Annotated in this window: 13 protein-coding genes; 6 read left to right on the forward strand and 7 right to left on the reverse strand. The window is 67.3% G+C overall.

All coding sequences use genetic code 11. The features are described 5' to 3' along the window. Positions 1-5 precede the first annotated feature (5 nt). Entirely contained in the window at positions 6-1,106 is a 1,101-nt protein-coding gene (locus tag H977_RS0117545; RefSeq protein ID WP_029109077.1) for an acyl-CoA dehydrogenase family protein, read from the forward strand. Here H977_RS0117545 and H977_RS0117550 read toward each other — a convergent pair. From H977_RS0117550 to treS, 3 genes are read right to left on the reverse strand one after another with little or no spacing between them, the layout of a single operon-like run. Then, complete coding sequence (locus tag H977_RS0117550; protein WP_029109078.1) at positions 1,056-2,513, reverse strand: MFS transporter; 1,458 nt, start codon at positions 2,511-2,513, stop codon at positions 1,056-1,058. The two genes, H977_RS0117545 and H977_RS0117550, sit on opposite strands and share 51 nt — an antisense overlap. 24 nt (positions 2,514-2,537) lie before the next feature. After that, positions 2,538-3,860, reverse strand: coding sequence for a maltokinase N-terminal cap-like domain-containing protein (locus tag H977_RS0117555; RefSeq protein ID WP_029109079.1), 1,323 nt, complete (start codon positions 3,858-3,860; stop codon positions 2,538-2,540). After that, positions 3,857-5,614: a maltose alpha-D-glucosyltransferase gene (gene treS, locus H977_RS0117560; protein ID WP_029109080.1), complete on the reverse strand. Its 1,758-nt coding sequence runs from the start codon at positions 5,612-5,614 to the stop codon at positions 3,857-3,859. Before treS ends, H977_RS0117555 begins: the two co-directional genes overlap by 4 nt. 296 nt (positions 5,615-5,910) lie before the next feature. On the opposite strand from treS, the gene H977_RS0117565 reads away from it, so the two are divergent. Genes H977_RS0117565 through pyrE form a run of 3 tightly spaced genes read left to right on the forward strand, consistent with a single transcriptional unit; the run spans position 5,911 to position 7,690 of the window. Next, the gene (locus tag H977_RS0117565; protein ID WP_029109081.1) at positions 5,911-6,300 is read left to right on the forward strand and encodes a hypothetical protein; all 390 of its coding nucleotides are present in this window, start codon (positions 5,911-5,913) and stop codon (positions 6,298-6,300) included. After that, positions 6,293-7,087 carry a HugZ family pyridoxamine 5'-phosphate oxidase gene (locus H977_RS0117570; RefSeq protein ID WP_029109082.1) on the forward strand — a complete coding sequence of 265 codons (795 nt, stop codon included), beginning with the start codon at positions 6,293-6,295 and terminating at the stop codon, positions 7,085-7,087. Before H977_RS0117565 ends, H977_RS0117570 begins: the two co-directional genes overlap by 8 nt. A 33-nt stretch (positions 7,088-7,120) precedes the next feature. Then, a complete protein-coding gene (gene pyrE, locus H977_RS0117575; protein ID WP_036476320.1) occupies positions 7,121-7,690 on the forward strand; it encodes an orotate phosphoribosyltransferase in 570 nt (189 codons plus the stop codon). A gap of 14 nt (positions 7,691-7,704) precedes the next feature. Here pyrE and H977_RS0117580 read toward each other — a convergent pair whose 3' ends face one another. Genes H977_RS0117580 through H977_RS0117595 form a run of 4 tightly spaced genes read right to left on the reverse strand, consistent with a single transcriptional unit; the run spans position 7,705 to position 11,556 of the window. After that, the gene (locus tag H977_RS0117580; protein ID WP_029109084.1) at positions 7,705-8,745 is read right to left on the reverse strand and encodes an ABC transporter ATP-binding protein; all 1,041 of its coding nucleotides are present in this window, start codon (positions 8,743-8,745) and stop codon (positions 7,705-7,707) included. Next, positions 8,742-9,530: an ABC transporter permease gene (locus tag H977_RS0117585; RefSeq protein WP_051288910.1), complete on the reverse strand. Its 789-nt coding sequence runs from the start codon at positions 9,528-9,530 to the stop codon at positions 8,742-8,744. Before H977_RS0117585 ends, H977_RS0117580 begins: the two co-directional genes overlap by 4 nt. Further along, the gene (locus H977_RS0117590) at positions 9,527-10,411 is read right to left on the reverse strand and encodes an ABC transporter permease (RefSeq protein ID WP_051288911.1); all 885 of its coding nucleotides are present in this window, start codon (positions 10,409-10,411) and stop codon (positions 9,527-9,529) included. Before H977_RS0117590 ends, H977_RS0117585 begins: the two co-directional genes overlap by 4 nt. An 8-nt stretch (positions 10,412-10,419) precedes the next feature. After that, a complete protein-coding gene (locus H977_RS0117595) occupies positions 10,420-11,556 on the reverse strand; it encodes an ABC transporter substrate-binding protein (RefSeq protein ID WP_029109087.1) in 1,137 nt (378 codons plus the stop codon). Between the two features lie 100 nt (positions 11,557-11,656). Between H977_RS0117595 and H977_RS33390 the strand changes: the two genes are divergently transcribed. Then, entirely contained in the window at positions 11,657-12,088 is a 432-nt protein-coding gene (locus H977_RS33390; protein WP_051288912.1) for a hypothetical protein, read from the forward strand. Between the two features lie 36 nt (positions 12,089-12,124). Then, the gene (locus H977_RS0117605; protein WP_029109088.1) at positions 12,125-12,559 is read left to right on the forward strand and encodes a TIGR03668 family PPOX class F420-dependent oxidoreductase; all 435 of its coding nucleotides are present in this window, start codon (positions 12,125-12,127) and stop codon (positions 12,557-12,559) included. Positions 12,560-12,623 lie beyond the last annotated feature (64 nt).

The raw sequence follows: 12,623 nt of genomic DNA on the forward strand, positions 1-12,623 counted from the left end.
GAGCCATGGACTTTCAGCTAACTGACGAACAGACCCTGCTGGCCGACACCACCCGTGACCTGCTGTCGGGTTACGACACCGAAAAGCGCAACAAGGTGGTGGAGTCCGAGCCCGGATTCGACCGACAGGTCTGGGGACAGCTCGCCGAGATCGGCGTTCTGGGACTGGGTTTCGATGAGGACTCCGGTGGCCAGATCGAGATCATGGTGGTGCTGAACGAGATCGGGCGCCGGTTGGCCCCCGAGCCGGTGCTGCACGCCGCCATCGGACCCGGTTCGATCATCGCCGAGGTGGGCACCGATGCCCAGCGCGCTCTGCTCGACGAGGTCGCCGCCGGGGAGAAGATCCTGGCCTTCGCGCACAACGAACCGGGCGTACGGGGCACGGCCGCCCCGACGACCACCGCGACGCGCAGCGGCGACGGATGGACCCTGAGCGGCACCAAGAACCCGGTTCTGGCAGGCGACGTCGCCGACACGCTGATCGTCAGTGCGGCCCTTCCCGACGGCGGCACCGGGCTGTTCCTGGTCGACGCCGCCAACGTCGCCCGGCAGGGTTATCGCACGTTCGACGGCGGCCGAGGCGCCCAGATCGATTTCGATGCCACCCCCGCCGAGCCGCTGGGCGAGGCCGCCGATGCGACGGCTGCCATCACCAATGCCCTGGTGCGGATCTCGGCCGGCCTGTGCGCCGAGGCGGTCGGTGTGATGGACGAGTCGCTGCGGCTGACCACCGATTACCTCAAGCAGCGCAAGCAGTTCGGGGTCACGCTGAGCAAGTTCCAGACCCTGACCCAGCGTGCGGCCGACATGTACATGTCGCTCGAGCTGGCGCGCAGCATGGGCACCTACGCCGCCATGTCCATCGCCGACGGTGAGCTGGACCCGGTGATCGCCGCGCGGGCCAAGCTGCAGATCGGCCGTTCCGGTCGGCACATCGCGCAGGAGTCGATCCAGCTGCACGGCGGCATCGGTGTCACCGCGGAGTATCCCGTCGGCCACTACGCGGCCCGGCTGACCGCCATCGAGCACACCCTCGGCTCGTCCGCCGATCAGCTACGGACGCTGGTCGGCCAGCTCGACAGCTACGAGATCGCCACCCTCTGACAACAATTCGGAAGGCGCTTTCGGAATCGCCATGGCGATCAGCGCGGCACCGGCCGCGGCACCCGCGGCGATCAGCAGGGCGACACGGAATCCCGGCAAGGAGGGCAGTGCGTGCCCGGCGACCGTGATGGTCATCTGGGCCAGCACCGCGGTCATCACCGCGCTCGAGGTCGAGGTGCCCAACGATCGGGCCAGTGAGTTGATGCTGTTGGCGGACGCGGTTTCCGACACCGGCACCGCGGCATTGATCAACGCGGGCAGCGCCGCGAAGGCGAAGCCGACACCGAAGCTGACGATCAGGCCGAGCACCAGGACCCCGACCGGGCTGCCCAGCAGCACGGTTCCGGCCAGGTAGCCCGCGGCGATGATCCCGCTGCCGGTCACCAGCACGATCTTCGGTCCGCGCGCGGCCACCACCCGGGCGGCAACGGGTGCGGCCGCCATCATCGCCAGCCCGCCCGGCGCCATCCACAAGCCGGTGGCGATCATGCTCTGCCCCAACCCGAATCCCGTTTCCCTGGGCATCTCCAGCAGCTGAGGCCCCACGAGCGACAACGCGAACATCCCGAATCCCACCGCGATGGACGACAGATTCGTCAGCAGGACAGGACGTTTCAATGTGGTCCGCACGTCCACGATCGGCGAAGGCACCCGGTACTGCCACCACGTGAAGGCCCCGAAGGTCACCACCGCGCCCGCGAACAGGCCCAGCGTGGTGGTACTGCTCCAGCCCCACATCCCGCCCTTGGAGATCGGCAACAACAGCATCACCAGCGCAGCGCCAAGGGCCAGGGCGCCGATCGGGTCGAATCGGTGATCGGAGGACACCGGTTCCAGGTCGGGCACCAACAGGACGAACAAGATGCCGGAGGCCAGGCCGAGTGCGGCCGAACACCAGAAGAGGGCGTGCCAGTTGAAGTGTTCGGCGATCACCGCCGACAGCGGCAGGCCCAGCGCGCCGCCGACTCCCAGTGAGGCGCTCATCAGTCCCATCGCCGAGCCCACCCGCTCGGCGGGCAGGGCGGCGCGCAGCACGCTGATGCCAAGCGGGATCACCGGGGCGCCGAATCCCTGCAGGCCGCGGCCGATCACCAAGGGGATCAGAGAGGTGGTCAGCGCGGCGATCAGGGAACCGAGGAACAGCAGTGCGGCGCACAGCACGAGGATCCGCTTGGGGCCGTACATGTCGCCGAGCCTGCCCAGCACGGGAGTAGCGACGGCGCCGGTCAGCAGGGTCGCGGTGATCGCCCACGACGCGTTCGCCGGGCTGGTGTCCAGAAGTGTGGGCAGCTGCGGAATGAGCGGGATCATCAGGGTCTGCATGAGCGAGACGCTGATGCCGGCCGCCGCAAGGACCGCGATCAGCAGCCCACCGGATGCCGATCGGCGCGTAGGCTGATTAGGCATGCTAATGAAGATAGCGGACGGGCCTCAGCCCAGCAGACGCGCCACCGAACCCAGAGGTACCGGCAGCCAGGCGGGCCGATACCGCGCCTCATAGGCCACCTCGTACACCGCCTTGTCCAGCTCATAGGCCGCCAGCAGGGCGCCATGCTCGCGCGGATCCGCGTCGGACACCGCGGCATAACCCTCACAGAACGCCGTGCTGTTGCGGTCGGCCCATTCCCGGGCCCGGGCGGCCAACTGCCGGGCCCGGTCGTCCTCTCCTGCCAACTCCACCAGACGCGCGTACGCCGCGTATTCGAATGACCGCACCATGCCCGCCACGTCGCGCATCGGGGAATCGGGGCTGCGACGCAACTCCAGCGGCTGGCCGGGCTCCCCTTCGAAGTCGATCAGCAGCCAGTGCTCCGGGGTCCGCAGCACCTGGCCCAGATGCAGGTCGCCGTGTATCCGCTGCACGGTCACCGGTTCGTCGGCAAGCTTGCGGTAGCGGTCCTCGATCAATGAGACATGTTGGCGCAGTTCGGGTACCACCTCCGCGGCGGACGCCAGCCGAGCGGACATGAGCTCGGCCGGGAACGGCACCGACTCGGTACCGAGTTCCTCGGCCAGGCAGGCGTGCACCGAGGCGACCGCTTCACCGAGACGGTAGGACTCTGCGGCGAAGTCCCCTCCCACCTCGTCGGCGTAGAGGTCACCTTCGGCGAACAGGTCGCGGGTGCTCGCGGTGGCCATGTCCCAGCCCTCGGCTGAGTTGGCGGCGAACTCGGTCACCATCCCGAGCGCGAAAGTCTCACCGTCCCAATCGATGTCCATCGATCCGAGCAATGCCGCCACATGTGGGTTGCCGGCCCTGGCCAGTACCCGGTTGAGCTCGATGTCGGGGTTGACGCCCGGGGTGATCCGGCGGAACACCTTGAGCACGGCGTCCTGCCCGAACACCACACTGGTGTTGCTCTGCTCGGCCGACGACACCCGGGGCGTAGCGTCCAGCGGCAGCGTGGCGCCGGGCTCCTTGCTGCACCGCAGCGCGCCCACCGTGGCCGAACGGTCGACCATCTCCAACAGGTGTCGCGCCGCATCCTGGTCATAGAGCGCGTCGTAGGCGGTCCGGCCGTCGCCACTGCCGATCGTGGCCACCGAGCTGTACTCCTCAATGGGGTCGGCATCCCACTTCACCAGCACCTGATATCGCTCGGTGCCGCCGTCGGCGTAGGACACCCTCAGCAATGTGAGGTCGAGGTCGTCGTCGAGTGGGACCACCAAACCTGGTGTGGCGGCCGACAACTCGCGCCCGCGCCCGGCATACCACCTCTGCTGACCTAGCCAGTCACCGAATTCAATATTCATAGTTGCACGGCCTCGTGATCGGGTTCGCGGAGTTGGAACCAGTAGAACCCGTGGCCCGGCAGTGTCAGCAGGTACGGCAGCTGGCCGATACTGGGAAACTCGACGTAGCCGGACATCTCGATGGGCGTATACCCGTTCCACTCCTGCAAATTCAGTTCGATGGGTTGCGGGAACCGCGACAGATTGTTGACGCAGAGGATGGCATCACTCTCGACACCGGGTTCCCCTTCGAGCTCGCGCACATAGGCCAGCACCGACGGATTGGAGCCGCCCAGCTCGCGGAACGTGCCGACGGCGAAGGCATCGTGACGGCCGCGCACGGCCAGCATGTTGCGGGTCCAGTTCAGCAGCGAGGTCGAACTGTCGCGCTGGGCTTCGACATTCACCGACTGGTAGCCGTACACGGCGTCTTGATTCGGTGGCAGGTACAGCCGGCCGGGATTGGCCGTCGAGAAACCGGTGTTGCGGTCCGGTGTCCATTGCATCGGGGTCCGTACGCTGTCGCGGTCGCCCAGCCAGATGATGTCACCCATGCCGATCTCGTCCCCGTAGTAGAGCACCGGCGAGCCGGGCAGGGACAGCAGCATCGCGGTGAACAATTCGATCTGGTTGCGATCGTTCTCCAACAACGGGGCCAGCCGCCGGCGGATGCCGACATTGGCCTTCATCCGCGGGTCCTTCGCGTACTCGGCGTACATGTAGTCACGCTCGTCATCGGTGACCATCTCGAGCGTCAGCTCGTCGTGGTTGCGCAGGAAGATGCCCCACTGCGCCATGTCCGGTATCGCGGGCGTCTGGGCCAGGATCTCCGAGATCGGGAACCTCGACTCGCGGCGCACGGCCATGAAGATGCGCGGCATCAACGGGAAGTGGAACGCCATATGGCATTCGTCGCCGCCGGTATTCGGATCACCGAAGTACTCCACGACATCGGCCGGCCACTGATTGGCCTCGGCCAACAGAACCCGGCCGGGGAACTCGTCGTCGACGACCTTGCGGCAGCGTTTGAGGAAGGCGTGGGTCTCGGGCAGGTTCTCGCAATTGGTGCCCTCGCGCTCGAACAGGTACGGCACCGCGTCGAGCCGGAAACCATCGATACCGAGATCGAGCCAGAACCGCAGAACGTCGATCATCGCTTCCTGCACCGCAGGGTTGTCGTAGTTCAGGTCGGGCTGATGTGAGAAGAACCGGTGCCAGTAGAACTGTCGGCGCACCGGGTCGAAGGTCCAGTTGGACTCCTCGGTGTCGACGAAGATGATGCGCGCGTCGGCGTAGCGGTCGCTGCTGTCGCTCCAGACATAGAAGTCGCCGTACGGGCCGTCGGGATTGTGTCGCGACTCCTGGAACCAGGCGTGCGAATCAGAGGTGTGGTTCATCACCAGATCGGTGATGACGCGAATGCCTCTGCGGTGCGCGCCGTCGAGCAGCGTGACGAAGTCCTCCACGGTGCCGAACTCGGGCAGCACCTTGTAGAAGTCCCGGATGTCATAGCCGCCGTCGCGCAGCGGCGAATCGTAGAAGGGCGGCAACCAGAGGCAGTCCACACCCAGCCACTTGACGTAGTCGAGTTGTTGGGTCAGGCCCCGCAGATCGCCCACACCGTCTGCATTGGAGTCGTAGAACGCACGGACCAGCACCTCGTAGAACACTGCCCGCTTGAACCAGTCACGGTCTGTCGGCAGCGTTCTGGCGTGGGTGAATTCCCCGGCGGTCGGATGCTCGACCACCGAGTGGCCGTTCTGAACGTTGTCCATCAGCCTTCCAACGTACCCACTCGAACGGTTCCCGACACCTGCACGCGACCGCGGCGACCCGGCGGCGTCCCGAAATGATCCTGCAGCAACGTGATTCGCCCGCGGGGACATGTTTGCGGAAAAACTAACGGTTGAATAAGAGACGAGGACGGGTTACGTTTTTCCCGCATTTGATCTCCTCGTCGGCTATGGGCCGGCGATCACGAACATTCGACGAGGGATGGCCTGTGGGTGAGTCCGCACCAAATGACGGTGAAGCACCAGTAATCGTTGGTCTGTCCGATGCGGCGATGCACATGTACATCGCAGCGATCGACGCGCTACCGCCGGTCGGTGACCCTGAGTACGCCGACCGCGCCGCGGTCGTGCTCAGCGGTCTGCGCAAGCTGCAGACGTCGCTGTCGGAGGCGGCGGGCCGCAGCCGCGTCACCCCGTCCGTCATCGTCGCGCTCAGCGGCGTGCGGCACCGCTACGACGAGCTGATGACGGCCGCGTCCGAGGGCCCCGGCGCCACACTCGGCCAGCGTCTCTACGTGGCACGCGGCCGCGCGAAGCTGTCCACGGAGGAAGCCGCCAACGGCGTCGGCCTGCGCAAGGACCTCATCGAGGCCGTCGAGGCCGAGGAGCCCGCGACCGAGGCCGAGACCGCCCAGATCAAGGACCTGATCGCCGCGCTCGGTGGCTGATCACGGCGACCCGGGTGATGCCCCTTCGGTTCCTCCCCCACTGACGGAGGTCACCGAGGGGGCACGTCCGTCTGCGGCCGAGGAAGCCCGCACGATCGCGGCGTCGACGAACGCCGGCACGCTGGCCACCCTCACCGCCGACGGCGACCCGTGGGCATCGTTCGTCACCTACGGATTACTGGCCGGAGCGCCGGTGCTGAGCGTGTCGAACATGGCCGAGCACGGCCGCAACCTCGCACGTGACCCTCGCGCCAGCATCTCCATCGTCGCCCCCGACGCCGGCTCGGATCCGTTGGCCAGCAGTCGCATCACGCTGGCCGGCATCGCCGAGCGGCCCTCCGGTGACGAGCTTGCCGCCGCCCGGCAGGCTCACCTGGACGCGGTGGCCGCCGCCCGCTACTACATCGACTTCAGCGACTTCTCGCTGTGGGTGCTACGGGTCCAGCGGGTGCGCTGGGTCGGCGGATACGGCCGGATGGACTCGACCACCGGCGAGGCGTACGCCGCCGCCGAACCCGATCCGGTCGCGCCGCACGCCGCGGGTGCCATCGCGCATCTCAACGCCGACCATGCCGATTCGCTCGCCGACATGGCCCGCACTCTCGGCGGCTATCCCGACACCACCTCGGCGGTGTGCACCGGCGCGGACCGGTACGGCCTGGACCTTCGGGTCACCACCGATCGCGGAAACGCCTACATCCGCGTCGGATACGCCGCACCGATCGGCTCGTTCGGTGAGTTACGGGCGGCCACAGTCGAGTTGGCCCGGCGCGCCAGGCAGGCCTGAGGCCGCGCCGAGCAGTGCAATACGATCGCGGGTATGCCTGAGCGCCCGCAGTCCTGGCAAGCCGCCTTCGATCTGATCCGCACCCGCGGTTACGAGCATCGCGAGGAACCGTTCCGGCTGGCCAGCGGGCAGCTGAGCCACGACTACATCGACGGCAAGTACGCCATCGACACCGGCGAGCGGATGGCCGTCGTGAGCCGGGCCGTCGCCGATCTGGCTGCCGCGAGCGGCATCGAGTTCGACGCGGTCGGCGGGCTGACCATGGGCGCAGATCCGCTGGCCCACGGTGTGGCCATGGTGACCGGCAAGGCGTGGTTCTCGGTACGCAAGGAACAGAAGTCCCGCGGCCGCGAGCAGTGGATCGAGGGCACCCGCCTCGAGCCCGGCACCCGCGTGCTGCTGGTCGATGACGTCATCAGCACGGGCGGCTCCACCGAGATCGCCTACGAGCGCGTGACGTCAGTCGGCGCCGTCGTCACGGGCGTCATCCCGATGGTCGACCGCGGCGACGTCGCCACCGGACGGTTCGCCAGGCGCGGGGTACCGTTCGCCGCGCTGGTCACCTACCGCGATCTGGGAATCGAACCGGTCAAGGATGTCTAGGGCCGAGGGCTGAACTAGATCACCAGCACCGGGGCCCGCTCCAAAGCCAGGCTCACGACCAAACCGGGGCCGAACGTGCGCGCCCGCGAGCTGGGCAGCTGCGCGTGGATCACCGAGCCGTCCGGCAGGCTCAGATATACGTGGGATATCGGCCCCAGGAAGGCCACGGACTCGACCACCGCGGGCCCGTCCGGATCCTCGCGCACCCGGATCGCCTCCGGACGCAGCATCGCGGTACCCGCACCCGAGGTGATCGACCCGGGCAGCGTCGGCAACTCGGCACCCAGCAGCCGGGCCCGTCCACCCGACACCCGTGCGCGCACCTTGTTGTGCAAGCCGACGAACTCCGCGACGAACGGAGTCGCCGGCCGCGCATAGAGCACGGCCGGAGTGGCGAGCTGCTCGAGTTTGCCGTGGCTCATCACCCCGACCCGATCCGCAACGGCCAGGGCTTCCTCCTGATCGTGGGTGACGAACAATGTCGTGGTCCCGACTTCCAGCTGTACCCGGCGGATCTCGTCGCGCAATTGAGAGCGCACTTTGGCATCCAGCGCCGACAGCGGCTCGTCGAGCAGCAGCACTCTCGGCTCGATCGCCAGCGCCCGGGCCAAGGCCACGCGCTGCTGCTCGCCGCCGGACAACTCGTCGGCGTACTTGTTCTTGTGCGCGGCAAGGCCCACCAGGTCGAGCATGTCCGCGGCTTGGAAAAGCCTGTCCCGCTTGGGTTTCCCGCGCATCTTCAAACCGAATGCGACGTTGTCCAGCACCGTGAGATGCGGGAAGAGGCTGTAGGCCTGAAACACCATGCCCATGTCCCGCTTGTTGGCCGGCACCACGCTGATGTCACGCCCGCCGACCAGCACGGCACCGGAGGTCGCCTCTTCCAGTCCGGCCAGGATGCGCAGCGCGGTGGTCTTGCCGCAGCCCGACGGCCCGAGCAGTGCCACCAACTCCCCCGGTTCGATGGACAGGCTCAGCCCGTCGAGCGCGTTGACGTTGCCATAAGTGCGGGTGAGGTCACGAAGTTCAACGCGCACACCGGCACCGACACTCACCGCAGAACTCCTGACCTTCTCCGGCGGCCCCGCGTCAGGGCCGCCAACACCAACAACAACGCGAATCCGAGCAGCAGGGTGGCCAGCGAGGCGGCCACCGAAGTCGGGCCGTCGACCTTGCCGATCGCGACGATCTGAACCGGCAGCGTCTCGAAGCCGCTCAATGAGGCGATGGTGTACTCGCCGAGCACCACCGCGATGGAGATGAATGCGGCCGACAGGATCCCGGACCAGATGTTGGGCACGATCACCCGGCCGATCGTCGACCACCAGCCGGCCCCGAGCGATCGGGCGGCCTCCGACAATGTCTGCAGGTCGATGGCGGCCAGCGCGGAATCGAGTGCCCGGTAGGCGAACGGCAGCACCAGCACCACGTACACGAACGTCAGGGTGAGCGCCGATTCACCGAGAAGGTAAGTGACCCACAGGTATAAGTTGCGCAGACCCACCACGATCACGAGGGCCGGGATGGTCAACGGCAGCAGGCACAAAAACTCCACGAAGCGCCCGGCCCACTGGGCCCGCAGCCGCACCCAGATCATCGTCGGCACCAACAGAACCAGCATCGCGATGACGGTGAACACCGCGAGCAACAAGGACATCAGGACGGCGTGGTACAGCGCCTCGTCGGCCACCAGGTTGCGCCAGGATGCCGCCGTGCGCCCGCCCGCGATCAGGTTGCGGGTGGAGAAGTCCGCCATGGCGTACAGGGGGAAGAGGAAGAACAGGCCGAACAGGGCCCACAGTGCCCATCGACAAGCCGAGCGCAGCGACACCCGATTCATCTGAGCCACCTCGCGGTCCGGCGCACCAGAGAGTTGTAGGCGATCATCACCGCGGCCACCACCACGATCATCTCCAGCGCCAGCGCATACGCGAAGCCGGATTGCCCCAGCACGACCTCGCTGGTCAGTGCGGCCCGGATCAACAGCGGCACGATCGGACTGCCCTGGCTGACCAACGCCGCCGCGGTGGCATAGGCGGCAAAAGCATTGGCGAACAACAACAGTGTCGAGCCGAGGAAGGCCGGGCTCAACAGCGGCACGGCGACCTCGCGCAGGTACTGCCACTGCGACGCGCCCAGGCTCACCGCGGCCTCGCGCCACTGGCGGCGCAGCCCTTCGAGGGCGGGCAGGAACACGATCACCATCAGCGGAATCTGAAAGTAGCTGTAGACCACGATCAGCCCGGCCAGTCCGTACAGCCAGCCGGACCCGGCCAGATCCCAGCCGAGGTGCTCTCTGACCCACAACGTCAGCACGCCGTTGAGCCCGATCGTGGCGAGGAACGCGAAAGCCAGTGCCACACCGCCGAACTGGGCCAGCACGCTGCACAGCGCCAGCACGGCGCGTCGAAGCATCGACGCCGGCGGGCTGCTGACGATCAACCAGGCCAGTACCGTGCCCAGCACAGCCCCGATCAGTGCCGTACTGGCCGACAGCGCGATGCTCTTGGCCAGCGCCGCCAGGGCGGTGCCGGAGAACAGTGCGGCGATGCGTTCGAAAGAGAACGATCCGTCGGCGAAGAACGCCATGACGATCACCGTCACGGTCGGCACGATCAGGAACACCGTCACCACCGCGACGAACGGCAGCAGCGGCAGGGCATCCCGGATCCTGCCGCGGATGTCCACGCGCAGATCCCGGCGAGAAGTCCTACCCGGCATGGAGCGGATCAGCCGATCGCCTTGGCCCAGTTGTCGGCCAGATACTTGTTGGCCGTGTCGGTTTGGGCCTGGGTCGCGACGGTCACCGGACCGTCGATGGGCGGCAACTGGCCGAAGGCGGCGCGGTCCGCGGTACCTGCCAGGATCATCTTGTCGGCGCGCACCGGACGTACTCCGCCCTTGGCGTAGAGGTTCTGGCCCTCGTCGCTGAACAGGAATTCCTGCCACAGCCGGGCGGCCGCCGGATGCGGCGCATCCTTGTTGATCGCCTGGTAGTAGTAGCCGGCAACCAGGGCTTCATGGGGAACGATCACCTGCCAGCCGGGGACCTTCTGGCTTTCGGTGCCGTTGAGGTAGTTCCAGTCGATCACCACCGGAGTCTGACCCGATGCGATGGTGGCGGGCGTCGGATCCAGCGGCAGGAAGTTGCCCGCTTCCTTCAGTTTTGCGAAGAATTCCACACCGGGGGCGATGTCGTCGGCCGACCCGCCCTGGGACACCGCGGCCATCAGCACCCCGGCGAAGGCGGCGCCGGCCTGGGTCGGATCGCCGTTGAGCGCGACCTTGCCGTGGTACTCGGGTTTGAGCAGGTCGTCGACGGAGGTGATCGGCGGAACCTTGGTCGAGTCGAATCCGATCGACATGAAGCCGCCGTAGTCGTTGACCCAGGTACCGTCGGGGTCCTTGAGGTTGTCCTGGATGTCGTCGAACGTGGCCACCTTGTAGGGCGCGAACATCGACGTATTCGCCAGGGCTACCGACTGTCCCAGGTCGAACACGTCGGGCGCGGTGCTCTTGCCCTTCTGCTGGTTGGCGGCGTTGATCTCTTCCTGACTGGAACCGTCGGGTTGCGCCGAGTTCACCTTGATGCCGTACTTGTCCGAGAAGGCCTTGATGATCGCACCGTAGTTGGCCCAATCCGGCGGCAACGCAATCACATTCAGCTCACCCTCGGCCTTGGCGGCCTCGACCAGCTTGTCCATCCCGCCGAAATCCGCGGCCGACTTCGCCTCGGCGACCTTGACACCGGTGTCGGTCTTGCCGCCCGAAGCTTCCTTCTGCGGCGGCGCGCACGCGGCCAGACCCACCGCGACGAGGGCCGACACGGCCAGTGCGGACACCGTCGCGATCCGGGATGCGATCATTGCCAATTCCTCCGATGCTCTCCGAGTGCGCACGGGCACCCTATCGCGACCTCGCCGAACGTGAGACGCATCGCGTGAGGCTGGGCGTTAGCATCACGTGATGTCTGTTCCCGGACCAGGCGGCACCTTCGAACTCGACGGCTGGAGCTTCAAGCCGGCACCGCTGCCGTGGTACCGCACCCGCCCGGCCATCATCGCGCTGGTCGCCACCGCGGTCGCCGCGGGAGCCATCGTGGTCTCGGGTGTGCTTTTGCTGCTTGGGGATTCGCCGGCATCCCGGTCACCGGCGACCACACCGTCACCACAGCCGTCGGCCACCGCCCCTACGCCGTCGCCGACGCTGCGGGTGGGTGTCCCGCCCGCTCCCCCGGAACCGCCACCTGCACCGCCGCCGGAGACACCGCAGGCCCCGGCGTACCGGCCCACGCATCGGCCCACCGAGACCAAGAAGCCCGAGATCGGTGTCACCCGCACGCCGGTCACCCGCTCGCCGATCAGCGTCGCCCCGCACCCGCGCCATCCACGCAACTGAGGGATACCGGCAGCTCAGTGCGCCTACTCTGGGTTCATGCCCGGCGTCGAGGCCATTGCCCGGTTCGCAAGCGCGCCGTGCGCTGTGCTCGGAACACTGGGCGCCGACGGCGCACCGCACCTGGTGCCGGTGGTATTCGCGGTCCACGTGCCCGCCGAGTCGAGCACGGACGCGGCGGCCACCATCTACAGCGCGGTGGACGCCAAACCGAAGTCCACCCAGCGCCTGCGGCGCCTGGCCAACATCGAGGGCGATTCCCGGGTCAGCCTGCTGGTGGACCACTACTCCGACGAGTGGGCCCAGCTGTGGTGGGTGCGGGCCGACGGCCGGGCCGCGGTCCATCACAGCGGTGATGCGATGGCCACCGGTTACGGCCTGTTGCGCGCGAAATACCCGCAGTACGAGCGCATTGCGCTCAACGGCCCGGTCATCACGGTCGAGGTCACCCGCTGGTCCTCCTGGCAGGTGTGAGCGCGGCGGCACTTGTGTCCCAGGTCACATCGGGGAATGGTGGACGGCAGGGACCCCAGGAGGA

The sequence above is a fragment of the Mycobacterium sp. URHD0025 genome, from assembly GCF_000426065.1.
Taxonomy (GTDB): Bacteria; Actinomycetota; Actinomycetes; order Mycobacteriales; family Mycobacteriaceae; genus Mycobacterium.